Genomic DNA, 22,134 nt, shown 5'->3' on the forward strand with positions numbered 1-22,134 from the left:
ATTGGTCTCGGCAGCGCGTTCAGTTATGGCTGTTTTATAACTGCTGGCTTCGGCCTTTCCTTCGCTTTCCCCGGCGGCGCTGACCGCCTAAACGCAGACTTCTAGGGTTTTACATGACGCGCTACATATTCGTCACGGGTGGTGTTGTTTCTTCTTTGGGGAAGGGCATTGCTTCGGCTTCACTGGCGGCTATCCTGGAGGCGCGGGGCCTGAAGGTCACGATGCTGAAGCTGGATCCCTACATCAACGTCGACCCGGGCACCATGAGTCCGTTCCAGCACGGTGAAGTGTTCGTCACTCAGGACGGCGCTGAAACTGACCTTGATCTTGGCCATTACGAGCGGTTTATCCGCACCACAATGACCCAGAACAACAACTTCACCACCGGCCGCGTCTACGAAGACGTGCTGCGCAAAGAGCGCCGTGGTGATTATCTGGGCGCGACCATTCAGGTCATCCCGCACATCACCGACGAAATCAAGCGCCGTATCATCAAGGGTGCTGGTGACGCGGATGTGGCGATGGTTGAAATCGGCGGCACGGTTGGCGACATCGAATCGCAGCCGTTCCTCGAAGCAATTCGTCAGCTGCGTGTTGAGGTTGGCGCCAAGCGCGCAATGCTCATGCACCTCACGCTGGTGCCGTACATTGCTACCGCGGGCGAAACCAAGACCAAGCCAACCCAGCATTCGGTAAAAGAGCTGCGTTCGATCGGCTTGCAGCCTGATGTGCTGGTTTGCCGTTCAGATCATCCGGTTGATGTGTCGTCGCGTCGCAAGATCGCCTCGTTCACCAACGTTGAAGAGCGCGCGGTTATCTCGCTCGAAGACGTTGATACCATCTACAAGATTCCTTCGGTACTGCATGCGCAGGGCCTTGATGACTTCGTCGTCGAGCGCTTTGGCCTTGAGTGCGGCAGCGCCGACCTTTCCGAGTGGGACCGCGTGGTTGACGCCAAGCTGAACCCGGAAAAAGAAGTCAATATCGCCATGGTCGGTAAGTACATGGAACTGCTGGACGCCTACAAGTCGCTGATTGAAGCGATGAGCCATGCCGGCATCCAGAACCGTACCAAGGTCAATCTGCGTTACATCGACTCCGAAGACATCGAGAACAGCGGCACCTCGCTGCTCGACGGTGTAGACGCGATTCTGGTGCCTGGCGGCTTCGGTCTGCGCGGCGTCGAAGGCAAGATTCAAACGGTGCAATACGCCCGCGAGAACAAGATCCCGTATCTGGGTATCTGCCTCGGTATGCAGGTTGCCGTTATCGAATTCGCCCGTAACGTACTGGGCTGGACCGATGCCAACTCCACCGAATTCGACATGGCCAGCAAGCACCCGGTCGTCGGTCTGATCACCGAATGGCAAGACGCCGACGGCAGCACCGAGCAGCGCACCGAGTCGTCTGATCTCGGCGGCACCATGCGTCTCGGCGCTCAGGACTGCCAGCTGATGGCCGGTAGCAAAGTACATGACTGCTACGGCAAGGATGTCATCGTTGAGCGTCATCGTCATCGTTATGAAGTGAACAACAACCTGCTGCCAAGCCTGACGGATGCGGGTCTTAACGTAACCGGTCGTTCGGGCGACGGTGCATTGGTTGAAGTGGTTGAAGCGCCGGATCATCCGTGGTTCGTAGCTTGCCAGTTCCACCCTGAGTTCACCTCGACGCCGCGTGACGGGCATCCGCTGTTCAGTGGCTTCGTGAACGCTGCATTGGCGCAAAAATCCAGGAAGGCTTAAGCCCATGGCGCAAAAGATTATCCGCGTAGGTGACATTGAAATTGCCAACGACAAGCCGTTCGTGCTGTTCGGTGGCATCAACGTCATCGAGTCGCGTGATCTGGCGATGCAGGCCTGCGAAGAATATGTACGGGTGACCGAGAAGCTCGGCATCCCGTATGTGTTCAAGGCCAGTTTCGACAAAGCGAATCGTTCATCTGTCAGCTCTTTCCGCGGCCCCGGCCTCGAAGAGGGCATGAAGGTCTTTGAGGAAATCAAAAAGACCTTCGGCGTGCCGGTGATTACCGATGTGCACGAGCCGCATCAGGCGCAAGCCGTGGCAGATGTCTGCGATATCATTCAGTTGCCGGCTTTCTTGTCGCGGCAGACTGATCTGGTTGTGGCCATGGCCAAAACCGGCGCCGTGATCAATATCAAGAAGGCTCAGTTCCTTGCGCCGCAAGAGATGGGTCACATCCTCAACAAGTGCGTTGAGGCGGGTAATGATCAGTTGATCCTGTGCGAGCGCGGCTCGTCATTCGGCTACAACAACCTGGTCGTTGATATGCTCGGCTTCGGCATCATGAAGCAGTTCGAGTACCCGGTATTTTTCGATGTAACCCACGCCTTGCAAATGCCCGGTGGCCGTTCCGACTCTGCCGGCGGTCGCCGTGCGCAAGTCACGGATCTTGCCAAAGCCGGTATGAGCCAAGGGCTGGCCGGCTTGTTCCTGGAAGCCCATCCAGATCCTGATAATGCCAAGTGCGACGGCCCATGTGCGCTGCGCTTGAACAAGCTTGAAGCCTTCCTCACCCAACTCAAGCAGTTGGATGACCTGGTAAAGAGTTTTCCGCCGATTGAGACTGCCTAAAAGCGCAGATATCCGGTAAAGTGCCGTCGGGAATTACCTGACCAGTTGGTCAGGTAATGGGCGTCTGTCAGAACAATGACAACAGGCGTGAAGCCCGCTGGTGCAGTTCTCGTTAACTTTTGGAGTGCTAAACGTAATGGCAAAGATCGTCGACATCAAAGGCCGTGAAGTCCTTGATTCCCGTGGTAACCCGACTGTAGAAGCCGATGTGATCCTGGAAAACGGCATCATTGGCAGCGCCTGCGCGCCATCCGGTGCTTCTACCGGTTCGCGTGAAGCGCTGGAATTGCGCGATGGCGACAAGAGCCGTTATCTGGGCAAAGGCGTCCTCAAGGCCGTTGCCAACATCAATGGCCCGATCCGTGATCTGTTGCTGGGTAAAGATGCTCGCGACCAGCAGGTACTTGACCGCGCCATGATCGAGCTCGATGGCACTGAGAACAAGGCGACCCTGGGCGCTAACGCCATTCTGGCTGTCTCGCTGGCTGCTGCCAAAGCCGCTGCTCAAGCCAAAGGCGTGCCGCTGTATGCACACATTGCCGACCTGAACGGTACTCCGGGCGTTTACTCGATGCCTGTGCCGATGATGAACATCATCAACGGCGGCGAGCATGCCGATAACAACGTCGACATCCAGGAATTCATGGTTCAGCCGGTTGGCGCCAAGAACTTCGCCGATGCACTGCGCATGGGCGCCGAAATTTTCCATCACCTCAAAGCTGTTCTCAAGGCGCGTGGCCTGAGCACCTCTGTGGGTGACGAAGGTGGCTTCGCACCTAACCTGGCGTCGAACGAAGATGCGCTCGCAGCTATCGCTGAAGCTGTTGCCAACGCTGGCTACACGCTGGGTGATGACGTGACTCTGGCGCTGGACTGCGCTTCGAGCGAGTTCTTCAAAGACGGCAAATATGACCTGGCTGGCGAAGGCAAAGTATTCGACGCTGCTGGTTTTGCTGACTATCTGGCCGGTTTGTCCGAGCGTTATCCGATCATCTCGATCGAAGACGGCATGGATGAGTCCGACTGGGCTGGCTGGAAAGTGCTGACCGACAAGATCGGCAGCAAGGTTCAGTTGGTCGGTGACGACCTGTTCGTAACCAACACCAAAATCCTCAAGGAAGGCATTGATAAGGGCATCGGTAACTCGATCCTGATCAAGTTCAACCAGATCGGTTCGCTGACCGAAACTCTGGAAGCCATCCAGATGGCCAAGGCTGCTGGCTACACCGCGGTGATTTCACACCGTAGCGGCGAAACCGAAGATTCGACCATCGCCGACCTCGCTGTAGGGACCGCGGCTGGCCAGATCAAAACCGGTTCGCTGTGCCGTTCAGACCGCGTATCCAAGTACAACCAGTTGCTGCGTATCGAAGAGCAGCTCGGCGGTAAAGTTGCATATCGCGGCCGCGGTGAGTTCCGCGCCTAAGTAGAAGCGTGGTAAAAAGGGGGCGGCGCAAGTCGCCCTTTTTTTCGTATGGATACTCGGTTCACTATGCGTAGTCCTTATTGGTTGTTTTTAGTCCTCATCCTTCTATTGGGCGGTTTGCAGTATCGCCTGTGGGTTGGTGATGGCAGTCTTGCGCAAGTTACTGACCTCAAGCATCAGATTTCTGATCAGGAAGGTGAGAATGAACGTTTGCTTGAGCGCAACCGGATTCTCGAGGCAGAAGTGCGCGAGTTGAAAAAGGGCATGGAAACCGTAGAAGAACGTGCCCGGCATGAATTGGGCATGGTCAAAGAAGGCGAAACTCTTTACCAGTTGGCCGAATGATTAACGCTGAACTGCCCGGATTCTGGGCGATAATTCCTGCTGCGGGCGTTGGCAGTCGTATGCAAGCCGACCGTCCCAAGCAATATTTGCCACTCGCTGGCAAAACCATCCTTGAACACACCCTGGCTTGTTTTCTCGATCACCCGCAATTGCGTGGTCTGGTCGTCAGCCTTGCGGGTGATGATCCTTACTGGCCGTTACTGGCGTGCGCCAATGACTCGCGGATTGAGCGCGCTGAAGGCGGGCGTGAACGTGCCGACTCGGTGCTTAATGGCCTGTTGCGCTTAACTGAGTTGGGCGCGCAGGAAGATGACTGGGTTCTGGTGCACGACGCCGCGCGGCCGAACCTCTCTCGCACTGATCTCGATACTCTGCTTGAGACCCTCGCGGATGACCCCATTGGCGGTTTGCTTGCGGTGCCGGCGCGCGACACCCTGAAGCGTGCCGGCGCAGATGGCCGGGTGTGCGAGACGATTGATCGCTCAGTGGTCTGGCAGGCATTTACCCCGCAGATGTTCCGCCTGGGCTTTCTGCACCGGGTGCTGGCGGATGCGCTGGTGGCCGATGTTAATGTTACTGACGAGTCGAGCGCCGTTGAGTGGGCCGGTTTTGCGCCGCGTCTGGTCGAGGGGCGGGCGGACAATATCAAGGTCACGCGCCCGGAAGATCTGCACAGCCTGGCGCGTAACTGGCGTAAGTCCTAAACCGTCTGGTATTCCTCGCGCTGGCTCAAACCTTGTTTGAGAAAGTCGACCAGTTGCCGCACCTTCGGCGATAAATGCCGCTGCTGCGGGTAGAGCGCCCACACCGCTGTATTGGGTGGGCGATGGTTGTCCAGCAGTGACACCAGCGCACCGCTGCGCAGATGCTCCAGCACGTAGTAGTCCGGTAATTGGCACAAGCCAATGCCGCGCAGGCACGCATCCAGCACCGCCTGCCCGCTGTTGCAGCGCCAGTTGCCATGAACGCGCAGCGACGTCTCGTTGCCCTGCGAGGCAAAATTCCAGATATCCGCGCTGCCAATCAGGCAATTGTGCTGGTTGATCTCAGAAATGCTGTGCGGGCGCCCGTAATGCTGCAAATACTCCGGTGCGGCGCATAAATACATCTGCCGGGGTGCCAGTTTCGAGGCGACCAAACTTGAGTCCTGCAAGCGGCCAAGGCGGATTGCCAGATCCATGCCTTCGTGGAGCAAGTCGACGGTGTGGTTGCTCAGCTGAATTTCGACGCTGAGCTGGGGATGGCGCACCATGAATTCGGTTACCAGTGGTGCGATAAAACGCTCGCCGTAGGCCACCGCGCAGGTCAGGCGTAACAACCCTTTCGGTTCACTGCTCAGATCACCTACTGCGCGCAGCGCTTCTTCGCGGGCATCCTGCAGGCGTTGGCAATGCTGCAGAAAGGTCTGCCCGGCTTCGGTCAGCGCAACACGACGCGTGCTGCGATAGAACAGTCGGGTTTGCAGGCGTTCCTCCAGTCGCGCCACTTGCCGGCTGACCTGAGACGACGACATGCTCAGACGCTCAGCCGCGGCGCTGAACTGGCCGCATTGGGCGACGGCAACAAACTCATCGAGACCTTCCCAGCGACTCATGATCGGTTCCTTGGTTGATTATCCCTGAATAGCAATAATGTTTTGCTTATTGGGTGATTATTGCAGGATCGCTAATGATCTACACTTTGGCCCACTGTGTAAATCTGCCGGAGAGCCACCATGATCAAGTCACGCGCCGCTGTTGCGTTTGCGCCTAACCAGCCGCTGGAAATTGTTGAAGTTGATGTTGCGCCGCCAAAAGCCGGTGAGGTGCTGGTGCGCATCGTTGCCACCGGTGTTTGCCACACCGACGCCTACACCCTTTCTGGTGAAGACTCCGAAGGTGTGTTCCCGGCGATTCTCGGCCACGAAGGCGGCGGCATTGTCGAGGCGGTCGGTGAGGGCGTTACCTCGCTAGCCGTGGGCGATCACGTTATTCCGCTGTATACCGCTGAATGCCGCGCCTGCAAATTCTGCAAGTCGGGCAAGACCAACCTGTGCAGTTCGGTACGTGCGACTCAGGGTAAAGGCCTGATGCCGGACGGCACCACGCGCTTCTCCTACAAAGGCGAGCCGATTTATCACTACATGGGCTGCTCGACGTTCTCCGAGTACACCGTGCTGCCAGAAGTCTCTCTGGCAAAAATCCCTAAAGAGGCGCCGCTGGAAAAAGTCTGCCTGCTGGGCTGCGGTGTGACCACCGGCATCGGCGCTGTGCTCAATACCGCCAAGGTTGAAGAGGGCGCTACCGTGGCCATCTTCGGTCTCGGCGGCATTGGTCTGGCGGCAATCATCGGCGCGAAAATGGCCAAGGCCTCGCGCATCATTGCCATCGACATTAACCCGGCCAAGTTCGATGTGGCGCGTGAGTTGGGTGCAACCGACTTCGTTAACCCGAAGGATCATGACAAGCCGATTCAGGATGTCATCATCGAAATGACCGATGGCGGCGTTGATTACAGCTTCGAGTGCGTTGGCAATGTGCAGCTGATGCGCGCGGCGCTGGAATGCGCCCACAAAGGTTGGGGCGAGTCGGTGATTATCGGGGTGGCTGGCGCCGGTCAGGAAATCAGCACGCGTCCGTTCCAGTTGGTGACTGGTCGCGTCTGGCGTGGTTCTGCATTCGGTGGCGTCAAAGGCCGTACCGAGTTGCCGGGTTATGTGGAAAAAGCGCAAAGCGGCGAGATCCCGCTGGATACCTTCATCACCCACAACATGGGCCTGGAAGATATCAACAAGGCGTTCGACCTGATGCACGAAGGCAAAAGCATTCGCACGGTCATTAACTTCTAAATCGCACTCAGGGCAGCCTCTGGCATTTCCGGGGTTGCCCGTTGCGGTTGCCGATGAATCTTTAGCATGACTGCGGAGTTGCTCATGGCTTTGGAAAATCTGTCCTGCCAGAAAAGCGCTGGCGGCTGGCACAAGCGTTATCGTCATCACTCAAGCACGCTGAACTGCGACATGGTGTTTGCGGTTTATCTGCCGCCGCAGGCCGAACAGGGCGCGAAACTGCCCGTGTTGTATTGGCTGTCTGGCCTGACCTGCACTGACGAAAACTTTATGCAAAAGGCCGGCGCACACCGCCTGGCTGCTGAACTCGGTTTGATTATCGTGGCGCCGGATACCAGCCCGCGCGGCGAAGGTGTCGCTGACGATGCCAATGGCGCGTATGACTTCGGTCTGGGTGCCGGTTTTTACCTGAACGCCACACAAGAGCCGTGGGCGCGTCATTACCGCATGCACGATTATGTGGTGGAAGAGTTGCCGGCGTTGATTGAGGCGAATTTTCCGGTGAGCGACAAGCGCGGAATCAGCGGCCACTCCATGGGCGGCCATGGTGCGTTGGTGTGTGCGTTGCGCAATCCGGGGCGTTATCAGTCACTCTCGGCATTTTCGCCAATCGTTAATCCGATGAACTGCCCGTGGGGCGAAAAAGCATTCAGTCACTATTTGGGTGAAGACCGTTCGCGCTGGCGTGAATGGGATGCCTGCGCACTGATCGGCGAGGCGCGCGAGAAATTGCCGATTCTGATTGATCAGGGCGACCGGGACGACTTTCTCGTCAATCAGCTCAAGCCCGAAGCCTTGCAGGCTGCAGCGCAAGCGGCAGAGCATCCGCTGACGCTGCGCATGCAGCCGGGTTATGACCACAGCTACTACTTTATCGCCAGCTTTATTGATGACCATTTACGTCATCACAGCGCGGTATTGAACGGCTGAAACAGCAGCTTTTTGCGCTTTTGCGCATTACCTCGCGACAACGGTGCACCAGTTACTGCTTGGCTCCATGTAGAATCAGGGCCTGATAGTTTAGGGTCCAGTTATAAATGAGCAGTTCGATGCGTATTGGTCACGGTTACGACGTTCACCGTTTTTGCGAGGGCGACTTTGTCACCTTGGGTGGCGTGCAGATCCCGCACAAGTTTGGTCTGCTGGCTCACTCCGATGGCGATGTGTTGCTACATGCCCTGGCTGATGCTTTGCTCGGCGCCGCTGCGCTGGGCGACATCGGCAAGCATTTCCCCGACACCGACCCCACCTTCAAAGGCGCTGATAGCCGCGTATTGCTGCGTCATGTGCTGGGCCTGATAAAGGCCAAGGGCTGGGTTGTGGGCAATGTCGATGCAACGATTGTCGCGCAGGCGCCGAAGATGGCGACGCACATCGACAGCATGCGCGCGCTGATTGCAGCCGACCTTGAAGTCGATCTGGATCAGGTGAACGTCAAGGCGACCACCACCGAGAAACTCGGCTTTACCGGCCGCGAAGAAGGCATTGCAGTGCACGCTGTCGCCCTGTTGGTCAAACCATGAACGAATTGCAACTGCTCGGCCCCCGCGCCTATGGCGATGCCTGCGGGCAAGCGGTATTAAAAGCCAGCGCAGAAGATTTTCAGGTTGATGAAGTCCTTGATATCCCGTTGTCGGGGCAGGGCGAGCACCTGTGGTTATGGGTCGAGAAGCGCGGCCTGAACACCGAGGAAGCTGCGCGTCGGCTGGGTAAGGCGGCCAAGGTTTCGCAGCGCAACATCAGCTATGCCGGTCTCAAGGATCGTCAGGCCCTGACCCGTCAGTGGTTCAGCCTGCATCTGCCGGGCAAGGATAATCCGGATCTGGCCAGCGCTGAAGACGACAGTTTGCGCATCCTCAAACAGGTCCGCCACTCGCGCAAACTCCAGCGCGGTGCGCATTCGGCCAATGGCTTCACCCTGCGCCTGACCGGCCTTGACGCAGATATAGCGCAGCTCGATGCGCGCTTGCAGCAGATCAAGCAGCAGGGCGTGCCCAACTATTTTGGCTTGCAGCGCTTTGGCCATGAAGGCGGCAACCTGTTCGACGCCCGTCAGTTTGCCAAGCGCGGTGATTTGCCCGGCCAGCGCAATGTGCGTTCGCGTATTTTGTCCGCCGGGCGCAGTTATCTGTTCAATCAGGTGCTGGCAGCGCGTGTTGCACAGGGCACCTGGAGTACCGCACAGGTGGGCGACTTGCTGGCGTTCACCGACAGTCGCAGCTTTTTTCCGGCAGGCGAGGAGCAGTGCTCTGATCCGCGTCTGGCCATTCTCGATGTGCACCCGACCGGTCCGCTGTGCGGCGCAGGCGAAACAACCACGGCGGGCGAGACCCTGAAGCTTGAGGAAAATATTTTTTCTGGCGAGCAATCGCTTGTGGATTGGCTGGTTGCGGCGGGTATGAGTCATGAACGACGCATTCTTCGACTGCCCATCGGCGGTTTGACGTGGCATTATCCCGAGCCTGATATTTTGCAACTGGAATTCGTCCTGCCGGCGGGATGCTTTGCCACCGTTGTGGTGCGTGAGCTTGTCGATTTGCTGCCTGCAGGGCCGACGGAAACCCCATGCGTATTCTGATTTCAAATGATGACGGTGTAGCCGCCCCGGGCTTGGCTGCGCTGCACGCGGCGTTGGCTGACTATGCCGAGTGCACGGTAATTGCGCCCGATCAGGACAAAAGCGGCGCCAGTAGTTCACTGACGCTGGACAGGCCTCTGCACCCGCAAACGCTGGCCAACGGCTACATCAGCGTAAACGGTACGCCCACCGATTGCGTGCATCTGGGCCTCAACGGTCTGTTGCCGCAGGGTATTGATCTGGTCGCATCAGGCATCAATCTAGGCGCCAATCTGGGCGACGACGTGTTGTATTCCGGTACGGTAGCAGCGGCCCTTGAAGGCCGGTTTCTGCAGAAGCCGGCCTTTGCATTCTCGCTGTTGTCCCGTCAGGCCGAGAACCTGCCGACCGCCGCCTATTTTGCCCGTCAGCTGATTGAGGCGCATGAGCAGCTCGAACTGCCGCCGCGCACAGTGCTCAATGTCAACGTGCCGAATTTGCCGCTCGATCATATTCGCGGTATTCAGTTGACCCGTCTGGGTCATCGCGCACGTGCCGCCGCACCGATTAAGGACGTCAATCCACGGGGCAAGGAAGGTTACTGGATTGCAGTGGCTGGCGATGTCGAAGACGGTGGCCCCGGTACAGACTTTCATGCGGTAATGAACGGCTACGTGTCGATTACACCCTTACAGCTTGATCGCACCTTTCAGGAAGGCTTTAGCAGCCTGCAGACCTGGCTGGAGCGTTTAAATTGATAATTCGAGAGCGAGATGAAATGAATCGCCACGGCATCGGTATGACTTCCCAGCGCACACGTGAGCGCTTGATCCAACGGTTGTATGAAGAAGGCTTGTCCAACGCACAAGTGCTTGAAGTAATCCGCCGCACGCCACGTCATCTGTTTGTTGATGAGGCGCTGGCGCATCGCGCCTACGAAGACACCTCGTTGCCGATCGGCCATAACCAGACCATCTCCCAGCCTTACATGGTGGCGCGCATGAGCGAGTTGTTGCTCGCTGCCGGGCCGCTCGACAAAGTGCTCGAGATCGGCACGGGCTCTGGTTATCAAACTGCGATTCTTTCCCAGCTGGTTGAGCGGGTGTTTACGGTTGAGCGTATTCAGGGCCTGCAAGACCGCGCCAAAGAGCGTCTGGTTGAACTGAATCTGCGTAACGTGGTCTTTCGCTGGGGTGATGGCTGGGAAGGCTGGCCGGCGCTCGCGCCTTACAACGGCATTATTGTCACAGCCGCTGCGGCCGATGTACCGCAGGCTCTGCTCGACCAATTGGCGCCGGGCGGGCGCTTGGTGATTCCCGTGGGGACGGGTGATGTGCAGCAGTTGATGCTGATTGTCCGCGAAGAAGATGGTTTCTCGCGCCACGTTCTCGATGCCGTGCGTTTTGTACCTTTGCTTAATGGCCCCTTGGCCTGATTTTTCACGTAGATCGAATTTATGAAAAAGCACCTATTGTTGTATGCGAAAGGCATTGCTATGGGGGCTGCGGATGTTGTGCCGGGCGTATCCGGCGGCACAATTGCGTTTATTAGCGGTATCTATGAAGAGCTGCTGCGCTCAATTTCCAGTTTGCCGGGCGCTTTTACGTTATTTCTGCGCGGCCGTATTGCCGAGGCGTGGCAAGCCGCCAATCTGACATTTCTGTTGATTCTGCTCGCCGGTATTCTTACCAGCGTCGTGACCCTGGCGCGCGCGATTACCTACCTGCTCGACACCCACCCGATTCCGGTGTGGTCATTCTTTTTTGGTCTGGTGCTGGTTTCATCGCATCTGGTCGCTCGCTCAATTCAGCGCTGGAGCCCGGGCCGCTGGCTGAGTTTTGCGGTGGGCGCAGCATTTGCCTACTGGATTACAGTGGCGTCCCCGGTGCAGTGGGGCACAGACTCGCTGAATATCTTTTTCGCGGGCGCGATTGCTATCTGTGCAATGATTCTGCCTGGAATCTCGGGTAGCTTTATCTTGCTTCTGCTAGGGTTGTATCCATTCATTATCGGTGCGGTCAAAAGCCTCGACTTGGGCGTTCTCGGGCTGTTCGCCTGCGGCTGTGCGCTGGGTCTGGTCAGTTTTGCCGGGCTGCTGCGGTGGATGCTGGCGCGTTGGCACGATCTGATTCTGGCGTTTCTCACCGGCCTCATGCTCGGCTCGCTGAATAAGCTGTGGCCGTGGAAAGAAACCCTGACCTGGCGGCTTAATAGCCATGGCGAACAGGTTCCGTTGTTGCAAAGCAATCTGTCGCCCAGCCAGTTTGCCACTGTCAGCGGGCACGACCCGCAGCTGCTGATGGCCATTGTGTTGGCCCTTAGCGGTGTAATACTGGTGATTGGCATCGAGTGGCTTGCCAAGCGTAACCAGAAGCATTTGGATTGAGTTGCCTCAATCTGCCACAGTTATTCTCAGCGGTTCCTAGCAAGTCGCCAGTAAGGGAGAGACGGGTGAGTTTTACAGCCATTCAATCGCGTATCAGCACCAGCACACTGTTTTACCTGTTGAGTGGCGTGGTCTTCACCTTGCTACTGTCTGGCTGTGCCAGCAGCTCGGGCGGCGCACAAGTGGTCGACCGTAATGGTCGTGCGGTCAGTGCGGCGCCGGCGCGCCCTAAAACCACCAGTGGCCAATACCGCGTGCGCCGTGGCGATACACTGTATTCGATCGCGTTTCGTTTTGGCTGGGATTGGAAAGCCCTTGCGGCGCGTAACCACATCGTTGCGCCGTATACCATCCGGGTTGGCCAGATCATCCGGTTTGACGGCAACTACGGCACGTCCAAGTCGAGTTCGGTCACTGTGACCAATGTCAGCAAGCCTCGTACGACCACCACAACTCAGCCACGGCCGGTTGCCAAACCTGCGCCGGTGGTAACAACGCCGGCAACGACTAAAGTCGAAAGCGTCTCGAAAAGCGCCTCTGGCTGGGCGTGGCCGGCGCAAGGCACTGTAATCGGGCGATTCTCCTCAAACGGCAGTTTGAATAAAGGCATTGATATCGCCGGCAATTTGGGAGAGCCTATTTTAGCTGCGTCTGATGGATCCGTGGTGTACGCCGGGAGTGGTTTACGGGGCTACGGCGAGTTGGTGATCATCAAACACAGCGATACCTACGTAAGTGCTTACGGCCACAACCGTAAGCTGTTGGTACGGGAAGGACAGCGTGTCAAAGCAGGGCAGAGAATTGCTGAAATGGGTTCAACGGGCACAGACCGCGTGAAGCTACATTTTGAAATCCGCCGTCAAGGTAAACCTGTTGATCCTTTGCAGTTCCTTCCAAAGCGTTGATTCACTGTTGGCCCGTACCTTCAAGTAGAAAGGACGGGCTCAGGTGTTGCCAAGGAATAGGGTGCGCTTGAGCTTGCTGTCGAACTCAGCAAGGGACAGAAACAATGGCTCTCAATAAGAAAGAAGTGCCGGAGTTTGACGTCAGTGACGAGGTGTTGCTCATGGAGCCCGCCATCGTTCTTGACGAAGGGGTTAATAATAAGGCTGAAAAGCCAGCCGCCCGGACGAAGGCAAAGACTTCCACGAGCAAGCAGCACAAGTACATCGACTACACACGGGCGCTAGACGCCACTCAGCTGTACCTCAATGAAATCGGCTTTTCGCCGTTACTGACTCCAGAAGAAGAAGTTCACTACGCGCGCTTGGCTCAGAAGGGGGATCCGGCTGGGCGCAAACGGATGATCGAAAGCAACCTGCGTCTGGTGGTTAAAATTGCCCGACGCTATGTCAACCGTGGCCTTTCGCTCCTTGATCTGATCGAGGAAGGCAACCTGGGCCTGATCCGCGCCGTCGAAAAGTTCGACCCTGAACGCGGCTTCCGATTCTCAACTTACGCCACTTGGTGGATTCGTCAGACAATTGAACGCGCGATCATGAATCAGACGCGCACTATTCGTCTGCCCATTCATGTGGTCAAAGAACTCAATGTCTACCTGCGAGCTGCTCGTGAGCTGACGCAAAAGCTCGACCACGAGCCCTCGGCCGAAGAAATTGCCAACCTGCTGGAGAAGCCGGTCGCAGAAGTCAAACGCATGCTAGGCCTTAATGAGCGGGTCTCTTCGGTCGACGTATCATTCGGTGCGGACTCAGACAAGACTTTGCTCGACACCTTAACCGATGACCGACCTACCGACCCCTGTGAGCTGCTGCAGGATGATGATCTCTCGCAGAGCATCGATCAGTGGCTGTCTGACCTGACGGATAAACAACGTGAAGTTGTAGTACGTCGTTTCGGTTTGCGTGGTCATGAGAGTTGTACCCTGGAAGAGGTCGGCCGTGAAATCGGTTTGACCCGTGAACGTGTACGGCAAATTCAGGTTGAGGCGCTCAAGCGTTTGCGCGAAATCCTCGAGAAAAATGGCCTGTCTAGCGACTCGTTATTCCAGTGAAATAAGCTATTCAGCAAACAACCGGCTCAGGCCGGTTTTTTGTGGGCGCAGGTTTGTAAGTGATTGCTTACACGCTCTGTAAGTGAATGTAGGAACTTTCGGAGGCAATAAGCTTTCAAATCGTGTGGATTATATGTAACCATATGATTTATAAGGGTTTTATATTTTATGCTGAAGATTTTCAGGCCGTTTTGGGCAAAGTAGCCCCTTGTGGGAGGCTCAGAAAACTCTATTATTAGAACTGTGTCGAGGGACAGACACACGTCGCAAAGGACTGTGGCGAGGACAATCGCAGGATGCGATTTCATCAGGATGATGAAGGATTGAAAGGGAGTAGGGACTAAAGAGTGGGCGGGTAAAACCGCCCCTTTTTTTTGCCTGAAATAAAGTCAGGCAAGACGCTGTATACAGCACCTGGATCGCAGGTGACGGCATGCAGCGATGCATATAGCAGTGAACGAATGGCTCGCTGAACGGTTATCAGCGAGCCATACAGACGACAGAGGCCTTGTGGCTCTTACGACTAGCGTTCCAGGTACTGGAGTTTGTCTTTCACGCCATCCCACTCTTCGGCGTCTTCCAGTGCTTCTTTCTTCTCGGTGATGTTTGGCCAGATCTCGGCCAAGTCAGCATTGAGCTCAGTATATTCCTGCATATCATCAGGTACTTCGTCTTCTGAGAAGATCGCTTGGGCCGGGCATTCTGGTTCACACAGGGCGCAGTCAATGCACTCGTCCGGGTGGATGACCAGGAAGTTCGGGCCTTCGTAGAAGCAGTCCACCGGACAGACTTCCACACAGTCGGTGTATTTGCACTTGATGCAGTTGTCGGTGACGACGAAGGTCATTTCTAATTCTCTCCTCAGGCTACGGCTGGGGGCTGCCCTCATAAACAGCCCCTGAGCTGGTAAAACTCTCCAAATCACCAGGCTTTGTGTTTGGCATTTTCCAGCGCGCAGGATTCTAACAGCTTGTTTGGGCTCGCGTTAGAGCCGTGTCTTCAATGCATATAACAGTTCTAGCGCTTTTCGCGGAGTTAGATCATCCGGATTGATCTTATTCAATTCCTCCAGCACCGGGTGCGGCAGGCTTGCGAACATGTCGCTTTGCATGGGCGCCGGGGCTTCACCTGGCCCTACACGCGGCGCTTCATGCGGCAAACTCGTGGCTTCCAGCCGTGCCAGATGCTGGCGCGCGCGCAAAATAACCTCACCCGGCACACCGGCGAGTTGGGCCACTGCTAAACCATAGCTCTGACTCGCCGGGCCCGGCAGCACGTGGTGTAAAAAAACAATCCGTTCATTGTGCTCGGTGGCGCTCAGGTGCACGTTGGCGACAATCGGCTCGCTTTCCGGGAGAACCGTCAGCTCGAAGTAGTGGGTGGCAAACAGCGTATAAGCGCGCAGTTTGGCCAGTTGCTCGGCCGCCGACCACGCCAGTGACAATCCGTCGAAGGTGCTGGTGCCACGACCCACTTCGTCCATCAGCACCAGGCTGCGTTCGCTGGCGTTGTGCAGAATGTTCGCGGTTTCGCTCATCTCGACCATGAATGTCGAACGCCCTCCAGCGAGGTCATCGCTGGAACCAATACGCGTGAATATGCGGTCAACCAACGACAGTTCGCAGCTTTTAGCCGGAACAAAGCTGCCAATGTGCGCGAGCAGAACAATCAACGCCGTCTGGCGCATATAGGTCGATTTACCGCCCATGTTCGGGCCGGTAATCACCAGCATCCGTGTGGCATCGTCAAGGTTCAGGTCGTTGGCTACGAACGGCGTACTCAGCACCTGCTCAACCACCGGATGACGACCTTGCTCGATGCGCATGCACGGCTCGTCGACAAAACGCGGGCAGTTGAGATCGAGGTTGAGCGCACGCTCCGCCAGGTTGCTCAGAACGTCCAGCTCTGCCAGCGCGCTGGCACTGTCTTGCAGAGGTGCGAGGTGGCTGATCAGGTGTTCGAGCAGTTCTTCATAAAGCTGTTTCTCGCGTGCCAGCGCACGGCTTTTCGCCGACAGGGCTTTATCTTCGAACTCTTTGAGTTCCGGGGTGATAAAACGCTCTGCACCTTTGAGGGTTTGCCGGCGGATGTAATCGGCAGGCGCCTGTTCGGCCTGTTTGCTTGGCAGCTCGATGAAGTAGCCATGCACGCGGTTGTAGCCGACCTTGAGGTTAGCCAGCCCGGTGCGCTGCTTTTCGCGGGTTTCCAGGTCCATCAGGTACTGGCCGGCGTTTTCGCTGAGCGATTGCAACTCATCCAGCTCGGCGTCATAGCCGGTCTTGAGTACGCCGCCGTCGCGGATGACTGCAGGAGGACTGTCAATAATCGCCCGCGCCAGCAGTTCCGCCAGCTCCGGGTAGGTGCTTACAGTCGTCGCCAGAGCGCCCAGATGCGCTGAATCGAGTTGGCCCATGGCCTGTTGCAACTCGGGCAACGCGGCCAAGGCATCACGCAGGCGGGCGAGGTCGCGGGGGCGTGCATTGCGCAAACCAATGCGCGCGAGAATCCGCTCCAGGTCGCCAATTTCCTTGAGCTGCGGTTGCAACGTCTCGAAACGGTAGCGATCGAGCAGGCACGTGATCGACTCCTGTCGTGCTTCAAGCACGCTGCGATCGCGCAGCGGCCGGTTCAGCCAGCGGCCCAGTAAACGACTGCCCATTGCAGTCTGGCAGCGGTCTACAACCGATTGCAGGGTGTTTTCACGGCCACCGGCCAGGTTGATGTCCAGCTCAAGGTTACGGCGGCTGGCACCGTCAAGAATAACGGTGTCGTCCAGACGCTCATGGCGCAGGCTGCGCAAGTGCGGCAGCGCGGTACGCTGGGTTTCCTTGGCGTAGTTAAGCAGGCAGCCGGCGGCGCCGATTGCCAGTGTCAGTTTCTCGCAGCCAAAGCCCTTGAGATCTTGAGTGCCGAATTGCTGGCACAGGCTTTTCAGTGCCGTGTCGCGCTCAAAGTCCCACGGCGCACGGCGCTTGGCGCCACGGCGTTTCTCGGCAGGAAGATCCTTTGGCCAGTCGTCCGGAATCAGCAATTCAACCGGATTGAGGCGCTCGATCTCGGCCAGCAGATTCTCCCAGCCCTTGATCTCAAGCACGCTGAAACGGCCACTGGTGATGTCCAGTACCGACAAACCAAACAGGCGCTCATCGCCCAGTACGGCGGCCAACAAGTTATCGCGACGCTCATCCAGCAGCGCTTCATCACTCACCGTGCCCGGCGTAATGATGCGCACGACCTGGCGCTCGACTGGGCCTTTGCTGGTGGCCGGATCCCCGACCTGCTCGCAGATAACCACCGACTCGCCCAACTTGACGAGCTTGGCCAGATAACCCTCGGCGGCGTGGTAGGGGATTCCGCACATGGGAATAGCCTGCCCGGCACTCTGGCCGCGCGCGGTGAGGGTGATGTCGAGCAGCTTGGCGGCTTTTTTCGCGTCTTCGTAGAAAATCTCGTAGAAGTCGCCCATGCGATAAAACATTAATTGCTCGGGATGCTGATTCTTCAGCTTCCAGTACTGCTGCATCATCGGCGTATGGGCGGATAAATCTTTGGTGGCCATATTCATTGGGTACTTAGCGCAAGTCTTGAAAATTCGTGGGGCGGCAGGGCTTCTGGCTTGGCGGTGTAGTCACGCCGAGGCTTATAGAGGTGGAATCACCGCTCGGGCGGCCATAAAAATGGCCTCGCGCAAGCTGCAATTTGCCCATGCGCATTGCAATGGGCGCAAGGTTACCACGGGGCAGGCAGGGCTCGCAGGCCAGCAATGCATGGATTGATGCAGGGCATCGGATCGCAGCTCTGGCTCGGGATTGGCGCAGTGGATCGTGGTGCTGCTCGCGGAGCGTGGTCACTCACGTGTGGCGTCGGGCTGCTGCATTAAGCGGCCTTTGGCGAGCCAAGTGCAGGCAGGCTCTGCACGCTCGCGGGCACTGATCTCTGCGCCAGTATGTGGCTGGCAAGCGCCTGCGCCCATTCGTAAATATGTCGCCCCAGCTGCGCAAAAAACTATAACCAGCGCCTTGCAGTTTTTTCCTCGCCAGCGACTACAAAAATCATAATTTCGCAAATCCCTGCCTCCGAACACAATGCGGCCAACACCTTACGAATTGCCGTAAACCAAGAACAACAAATTTCAGAGTCAGAGGAGGCAGCCATGACCGACCTGAACCAAAACGCCTTGCAGAAGTGCGCAGACATGACACTCGATCAAATGGAAATAGACACGCTTATTGTTGGCGCTGGTCAGGCTGGTGTGGCCATGAGTGAGCACCTGAGTAAACTCGGTGTGCCGCATCTGGTGCTGGAGCGTAATCGCATCGCCGAGGGCTGGCGCACAGGGCGTTGGGATTCGCTGGTGGCCAATGGGCCGGCGTGGCACGACCGTTTTCCGGGCATGGAATTCGATGACCTGTCGCCAGACGCCTTCGCCTCCAAGGACCGCGTAGCGGCCTATTTCGAAGCCTACGCCAATAAATTCAAAGCGCCGATCCGCACTGGCGTGGAGGTTAAGCGCGTGGTTCGCAACGCTGATCGGCCAGGGTTTACCGTCGAAACATCGCAAGGCGTAATCAAGGCCAACCGCGTGGTGTCGGCAACCGGCCCGTTCCAGCGTCCGGTGATCCCGCCGATTGCGCCTAAAGACGAGACGCTGATGCAGATTCATTCGGCGCATTACCGCAACCCGCAGCAGTTGCCTGAGGGTGCTGTGCTGGTGGTCGGCGCTGGCTCTTCGGGCGTGCAGATCGCCGATGAACTGCGCCGTGCCGGCAAGCAGGTTTATCTCTCGGTTGGCGCCCATGACCGTCCTCCACGGGCTTACCGCAACCGCGATTTCTGCTGGTGGTTGGGTGTTCTGGGCGAGTGGGATGCCGAGGCCGCGCAGCCGGGCAAGGAACACGTAACCATTGCCGTGAGTGGCGCGCGTGGCGGCCATACCGTTGATTTCCGCCGTTTGGCCAGCGAAGGCATTACGTTGGTAGGCCTGACCAAGGCTTTCAGCGATGGCAAGGTCAGCTTCCAGCAAGACCTCGCCGACAACCTCGCTCGCGGTGATGAAAACTACCTGTCGCTGCTCGATGCGGCGGATGCCTATATCGCCCGCAATGGCCTCGACTTGCCCGAAGAGCCGGAGGCGCGCCGCGTGTTCCCGGATTCCGAATGCATCACTAATCCGCTGCGTGAGTTGGATCTGGCTGAGGCCGGTGTGACTTCGGTGATCTGGGCGACCGGATACTCGGTCGATTTCAGCTGGCTGCAAGTGAACGCCTTCGACGCCAACGGTAAACCGCAGCATCAGCGCGGCGTGTCCAGCGAGCCCGGTGTCTACTTTGTTGGCCTGCCTTGGCTTTCACGGCGTGGCTCCACCTTTATCTGGGGCGTTTGGCACGATGCCAAGCACATTGCTGATCACATCGCCACGCAACGTAAATACGCCGAATACCGCGATGCCTCGCAACGCGCTGCGGATGAGCACGCGCCGGTTGAAAAACTTAGTCTCATGGGAGTTAGCTGATGCCTACACATACGCGCATTCGGATGTTCAACACGAAAGAAACCTACCCCAACCAGAATCTCGACAATGATCTGTGTCAGGCCGTGCGAGCCGGCAACACGGTGTATGTACGTGGCCAGGTCGGTACCGATTTTGAAGGCCGTCTGGTCGGTTTGGGTGACGCGCAGGCGCAAACGGCGCAGGCGATGAAGAACGTCAAGCAACTGCTCGAAGAGTCAGGCAGCGACCTCAGCCACATCGTAAAAACCACCACGTACCTGATCGACCCGCGTTATCGCGAGCCGGTGTATCAGGAAGTCGGCAAGTGGCTCAAGGGCGTGTTCCCGATCTCCACCGGCCTGGTTGTGAGCGCACTCGGTCAGCCGCAGTGGTTGATGGAAATCGACGTCATTGCCGTCATCCCGGACGACTGGCAAGCGAACGCTTGATAAGGAGCACTACATGACATTTTCCATCGTAGGGCACTGCGCAGAAACCGGTCAGCTGGGTATCGCCATCAGCTCATCCAGCATCGCCGTGGGCGCGCGCTGCCCATGGTTGCGCGCCGGCGTGGGTGCTGTAGCGACGCAGAACATCACCCTGCCATCGCTCGGTCCGCAGGTGCTGGATCTGCTTGATGCAGGGCATTCACCAGACGCCGCGCTGGATAAGGCGCTGGGCAGTAATGGCTGGAGCCAATATCGCCAGGTCGGGGTTGTTGACAGTCAGGGACGTACTGCTCTGTACACCGGCTCCGAGGCGTTGGGCACGCACAATGCAGTTGCCGGCCAGCACTGTGTGGCGGCCGGCAATTTGCTCGCCGCGCCAGAAGTCATCAGCGCGATGGTAACGGCATTCGAGCAGGCTGAAGGCAGTTTGCCTGAGCGTTTGCTGGCTGCCATGCACGCTGCAGTAGCGGCTGGCGGAGAAGCAGGGCCGGTACATTCGGCGGCGATGTCTGTTGTTGGCGAGTTTACCTGGCCGATTGTGGATCTGCGCGTGGACTGGGCGGATGTTGATCCGATCGGCCAACTGGATCGGTTGTGGCAGGCCTATCGCCCGCAAATGCAGGATTACCTGACCCGCGCTCTCGACCCGACTGCCGCGCCGAGCTACGGCGTACCCGGCGATCAATAATCCGCGCGACGCCGTGCTGCGCAATATTGCCAGCCCGGCGTTTGCCTCAGCGTAAGCTCAAGGAGTTGATTTGATGCTCTGCAGCCGTGATTTACTGGCCAGGCTGATTTCGTTCAATACGGTTAGCCGGGAGTCCAATCTCGCCCTTATCGAGTTCATCCAAGACTACCTGCAAGGTTTGGGCGTTTCGTGTGAGCTGGACTTCAATGCCGAGCGAAGCAAAGCCAATCTGTTTGCCACAATTGGCCCAGCTGATCGCGGCGGCGTGGTGCTTTCCGGTCATACCGATGTGGTGCCGGTGGCGGGGCAGGCGTGGACGGTTGAGCCGTTCAAGCTGACCGAGCGCGAAGGCAAGCTTTATGGCCGTGGCGCTGCCGACATGAAGGGCTATATCGCCTCGGTGCTGGCAGCAGTGCCGCGTTTTCTGGCGCAGCCGCTGCGCATGCCGGTGCATTTGGCGTTCTCCTATGACGAGGAAGTCGGCTGCCTGGGTGTGCGTTCGCTATTGGCGACACTGGAGCAGCGCCCGCATAAGCCTATGGCCTGCATTATCGGTGAACCGACCGAGCTGAAACCGGTACTCGGGCATAAGGGCAAGCTGGCCATGCGCTGCCATGTGCAGGGCGCTGCGTGTCATTCGGCTTACGCCCCGCAAGGCGTCAACGCAATTGAATATGCTGCAAAGCTGATCGGCAAACTCGGTGATATTGGCGAGCAGTTGGCGCAGCCAGCCTTGCACGACACGCGTTTTGATCCGCCTTACTCAACCGTGCAAACCGGCGTGATCGCCGGGGGCAGGGCGCTGAATATCGTGCCGGCGGAGTGCCAGTTCGACTTCGAAATCCGTGCCTTGCCCGACTTCGATGCGCAGCAGGTGGTCGATCAACTGGCTGATTACGCCGAAGGCCAGTTGTTGCCGACGATGCGCGCGCGCCACAACGACACCTCGATTGCTTTTGAGCCGCTGTCCGCTTATCCCGGGTTAGCTACCGAGCCGCACAGCGAAGTGGCGCAGTTGCTGGCGCTGATCAGCCAAAGCCGCGATTTTGGCACGGTGGCGTTTGGTACCGAGGGCGGTCTGTTCAATCAGGCTGGAATTCCCACGGTGGTCTGCGGGCCGGGCAGCATGGACCAAGGCCATAAACCCGATGAGTTCATAACTCAGGATCAACTCGATGGCTGCGACGCAATGCTCGCGCGCCTCGCTCACTGGCTGCAAACCGATGCCTAGATGAATCCGTATGGCTGGCGCCGATAGCGGATGCGCGGCTGTAAACTGACACAACCTCTCTACAACCCAATTTTGAGCCCCTTGCTGAGCGTTCAGGCGCCCGGCTGCGTTAACCATTGGCAAAG

Annotated in this window: 21 protein-coding genes; 18 read left to right on the forward strand and 3 right to left on the reverse strand. The window is 57.6% G+C overall.

What is annotated here, in order from left to right:
- The first annotated feature begins 113 nt into the window (after positions 1-113).
- The 5 genes from FEZ62_RS14895 (at position 114) to ispD (ending at position 5,070) form a co-directional block, all read left to right on the forward strand.
- A complete protein-coding gene (locus FEZ62_RS14895; RefSeq protein WP_069899465.1) occupies positions 114-1,745 on the forward strand; it encodes a CTP synthase in 1,632 nt (543 codons plus the stop codon).
- Between the two features lie 4 nt (positions 1,746-1,749).
- Positions 1,750-2,595 (forward strand): 3-deoxy-8-phosphooctulonate synthase, encoded by an 846-nt coding sequence (gene kdsA / locus FEZ62_RS14900; RefSeq protein ID WP_069899464.1) that lies wholly within the window; start codon positions 1,750-1,752, stop codon positions 2,593-2,595.
- 136 nt (positions 2,596-2,731) lie between these two features.
- Entirely contained in the window at positions 2,732-4,021 is a 1,290-nt protein-coding gene (eno, locus tag FEZ62_RS14905) for a phosphopyruvate hydratase (RefSeq protein WP_172928569.1), read from the forward strand.
- 66 nt (positions 4,022-4,087) lie between these two features.
- Positions 4,088-4,366, forward strand: a complete 279-nt coding sequence (gene ftsB / locus FEZ62_RS14910) for a cell division protein FtsB (protein WP_069899462.1) — start codon at positions 4,088-4,090, stop codon at positions 4,364-4,366.
- Positions 4,363-5,070 carry a 2-C-methyl-D-erythritol 4-phosphate cytidylyltransferase gene (gene ispD / locus FEZ62_RS14915; protein ID WP_172928571.1) on the forward strand — a complete coding sequence of 236 codons (708 nt, stop codon included), beginning with the start codon at positions 4,363-4,365 and terminating at the stop codon, positions 5,068-5,070. Before ftsB ends, ispD begins: the two co-directional genes overlap by 4 nt.
- Here ispD and FEZ62_RS14920 read toward each other — a convergent pair.
- Positions 5,067-5,960 (reverse strand): LysR family transcriptional regulator, encoded by an 894-nt coding sequence (locus FEZ62_RS14920; protein WP_172928573.1) that lies wholly within the window; start codon positions 5,958-5,960, stop codon positions 5,067-5,069. The two genes, ispD and FEZ62_RS14920, sit on opposite strands and share 4 nt — an antisense overlap.
- A 120-nt stretch (positions 5,961-6,080) precedes the next feature.
- On the opposite strand from FEZ62_RS14920, the gene FEZ62_RS14925 reads away from it, so the two are divergent.
- The 9 genes from FEZ62_RS14925 (at position 6,081) to rpoS (ending at position 14,150) form a co-directional block, all read left to right on the forward strand.
- A complete protein-coding gene (locus FEZ62_RS14925) occupies positions 6,081-7,193 on the forward strand; it encodes an S-(hydroxymethyl)glutathione dehydrogenase/class III alcohol dehydrogenase (protein WP_069899459.1) in 1,113 nt (370 codons plus the stop codon).
- Positions 7,194-7,271: 78 nt separating this feature from the next.
- Positions 7,272-8,123 carry an S-formylglutathione hydrolase gene (fghA, locus tag FEZ62_RS14930; protein WP_172928797.1) on the forward strand — a complete coding sequence of 284 codons (852 nt, stop codon included), beginning with the start codon at positions 7,272-7,274 and terminating at the stop codon, positions 8,121-8,123.
- Between the two features lie 119 nt (positions 8,124-8,242).
- Entirely contained in the window at positions 8,243-8,716 is a 474-nt protein-coding gene (ispF, locus tag FEZ62_RS14935; RefSeq protein ID WP_172928799.1) for a 2-C-methyl-D-erythritol 2,4-cyclodiphosphate synthase, read from the forward strand.
- Positions 8,713-9,771: a tRNA pseudouridine(13) synthase TruD gene (gene truD, locus FEZ62_RS14940; RefSeq protein WP_172928575.1), complete on the forward strand. Its 1,059-nt coding sequence runs from the start codon at positions 8,713-8,715 to the stop codon at positions 9,769-9,771. Before ispF ends, truD begins: the two co-directional genes overlap by 4 nt.
- On the forward strand, positions 9,759-10,508 hold the full coding sequence (gene surE / locus FEZ62_RS14945) for a 5'/3'-nucleotidase SurE (RefSeq protein ID WP_069899456.1): 750 nt from the start codon (positions 9,759-9,761) through the stop codon (positions 10,506-10,508). The genes truD and surE overlap by 13 nt, the downstream gene beginning before the upstream one ends.
- Before the next feature lie 41 nt (positions 10,509-10,549).
- Positions 10,550-11,185: a protein-L-isoaspartate(D-aspartate) O-methyltransferase gene (locus FEZ62_RS14950; protein ID WP_170827738.1), complete on the forward strand. Its 636-nt coding sequence runs from the start codon at positions 10,550-10,552 to the stop codon at positions 11,183-11,185.
- A gap of 21 nt (positions 11,186-11,206) precedes the next feature.
- Positions 11,207-12,136: a DUF368 domain-containing protein gene (locus FEZ62_RS14955; protein WP_172928578.1), complete on the forward strand. Its 930-nt coding sequence runs from the start codon at positions 11,207-11,209 to the stop codon at positions 12,134-12,136.
- A 65-nt stretch (positions 12,137-12,201) separates the two neighbouring features.
- A complete protein-coding gene (locus FEZ62_RS14960; RefSeq protein WP_069899454.1) occupies positions 12,202-13,041 on the forward strand; it encodes a peptidoglycan DD-metalloendopeptidase family protein in 840 nt (279 codons plus the stop codon).
- A gap of 104 nt (positions 13,042-13,145) precedes the next feature.
- Positions 13,146-14,150 (forward strand): RNA polymerase sigma factor RpoS, encoded by a 1,005-nt coding sequence (gene rpoS, locus FEZ62_RS14965; RefSeq protein ID WP_172928580.1) that lies wholly within the window; start codon positions 13,146-13,148, stop codon positions 14,148-14,150.
- Positions 14,151-14,673: 523 nt separating this feature from the next.
- On the opposite strand, the gene fdxA is transcribed toward rpoS, so the two are convergent.
- Together fdxA and mutS are read right to left on the reverse strand one after the other, a co-directional pair.
- Positions 14,674-14,997, reverse strand: coding sequence for a ferredoxin FdxA (gene fdxA, locus FEZ62_RS14970; protein WP_069899452.1), 324 nt, complete (start codon positions 14,995-14,997; stop codon positions 14,674-14,676).
- 138 nt (positions 14,998-15,135) lie between these two features.
- Entirely contained in the window at positions 15,136-17,715 is a 2,580-nt protein-coding gene (gene mutS / locus FEZ62_RS14975) for a DNA mismatch repair protein MutS (RefSeq protein WP_069899451.1), read from the reverse strand.
- Between the two features lie 588 nt (positions 17,716-18,303).
- Here mutS and FEZ62_RS14980 point away from each other — a divergent pair.
- The 4 genes from FEZ62_RS14980 (at position 18,304) to argE (ending at position 22,009) form a co-directional block, all read left to right on the forward strand.
- Positions 18,304-19,662 (forward strand): NAD(P)/FAD-dependent oxidoreductase, encoded by a 1,359-nt coding sequence (locus FEZ62_RS14980; RefSeq protein WP_172928582.1) that lies wholly within the window; start codon positions 18,304-18,306, stop codon positions 19,660-19,662.
- Positions 19,662-20,090 (forward strand): RidA family protein, encoded by a 429-nt coding sequence (locus tag FEZ62_RS14985; RefSeq protein ID WP_069899450.1) that lies wholly within the window; start codon positions 19,662-19,664, stop codon positions 20,088-20,090. The genes FEZ62_RS14980 and FEZ62_RS14985 overlap by 1 nt, the downstream gene beginning before the upstream one ends.
- Positions 20,091-20,103: 13 nt before the next feature.
- Positions 20,104-20,778 (forward strand): DUF1028 domain-containing protein, encoded by a 675-nt coding sequence (locus tag FEZ62_RS14990; RefSeq protein WP_090508881.1) that lies wholly within the window; start codon positions 20,104-20,106, stop codon positions 20,776-20,778.
- Between the two features lie 73 nt (positions 20,779-20,851).
- Positions 20,852-22,009, forward strand: coding sequence for an acetylornithine deacetylase (argE, locus tag FEZ62_RS14995; protein ID WP_172928584.1), 1,158 nt, complete (start codon positions 20,852-20,854; stop codon positions 22,007-22,009).
- Positions 22,010-22,134 lie beyond the last annotated feature (125 nt).

It is taken from the genome of Pseudomonas sp. MS19 (assembly GCF_013277615.1).
Classification (GTDB): Bacteria; Pseudomonadota; Gammaproteobacteria; order Pseudomonadales; family Pseudomonadaceae; genus Aquipseudomonas; species Aquipseudomonas marincola.

Bases quoted from the DNA above. Each gene is read 5' to 3' on its own strand.
- fdxA (WP_069899452.1), bottom strand. From the start codon at position 14,997: ATGACCTTCGTCGTCACCGACAACTGCATCAAGTGCAAATACACCGAC.
- eno (WP_172928569.1), top strand. From the start codon at position 2,732: ATGGCAAAGATCGTCGACATCAAAGGCCGTGAAGTCCTTGATTCCCGT.
- FEZ62_RS14980 (WP_172928582.1), top strand. From the start codon at position 18,304: ATGACCGACCTGAACCAAAACGCCTTGCAGAAGTGCGCAGACATGACA.
- kdsA (WP_069899464.1), top strand. From the start codon at position 1,750: ATGGCGCAAAAGATTATCCGCGTAGGTGACATTGAAATTGCCAACGAC.
- FEZ62_RS14925 (WP_069899459.1), top strand. From the start codon at position 6,081: ATGATCAAGTCACGCGCCGCTGTTGCGTTTGCGCCTAACCAGCCGCTG.
- ispD (WP_172928571.1), top strand. From the start codon at position 4,363: ATGATTAACGCTGAACTGCCCGGATTCTGGGCGATAATTCCTGCTGCG.
- rpoS (WP_172928580.1), top strand. From the start codon at position 13,146: ATGGCTCTCAATAAGAAAGAAGTGCCGGAGTTTGACGTCAGTGACGAG.
- FEZ62_RS14920 (WP_172928573.1), bottom strand. From the start codon at position 5,960: ATGAGTCGCTGGGAAGGTCTCGATGAGTTTGTTGCCGTCGCCCAATGC.
- FEZ62_RS14990 (WP_090508881.1), top strand. From the start codon at position 20,104: ATGACATTTTCCATCGTAGGGCACTGCGCAGAAACCGGTCAGCTGGGT.
- FEZ62_RS14895 (WP_069899465.1), top strand. From the start codon at position 114: ATGACGCGCTACATATTCGTCACGGGTGGTGTTGTTTCTTCTTTGGGG.
- FEZ62_RS14955 (WP_172928578.1), top strand. From the start codon at position 11,207: ATGAAAAAGCACCTATTGTTGTATGCGAAAGGCATTGCTATGGGGGCT.
- ispF (WP_172928799.1), top strand. From the start codon at position 8,243: ATGCGTATTGGTCACGGTTACGACGTTCACCGTTTTTGCGAGGGCGAC.
- surE (WP_069899456.1), top strand. From the start codon at position 9,759: ATGCGTATTCTGATTTCAAATGATGACGGTGTAGCCGCCCCGGGCTTG.
- FEZ62_RS14950 (WP_170827738.1), top strand. From the start codon at position 10,550: ATGACTTCCCAGCGCACACGTGAGCGCTTGATCCAACGGTTGTATGAA.
- mutS (WP_069899451.1), bottom strand. From the start codon at position 17,715: ATGAATATGGCCACCAAAGATTTATCCGCCCATACGCCGATGATGCAG.
- FEZ62_RS14985 (WP_069899450.1), top strand. From the start codon at position 19,662: ATGCCTACACATACGCGCATTCGGATGTTCAACACGAAAGAAACCTAC.
- argE (WP_172928584.1), top strand. From the start codon at position 20,852: ATGCTCTGCAGCCGTGATTTACTGGCCAGGCTGATTTCGTTCAATACG.
- truD (WP_172928575.1), top strand. From the start codon at position 8,713: ATGAACGAATTGCAACTGCTCGGCCCCCGCGCCTATGGCGATGCCTGC.
- ftsB (WP_069899462.1), top strand. From the start codon at position 4,088: ATGCGTAGTCCTTATTGGTTGTTTTTAGTCCTCATCCTTCTATTGGGC.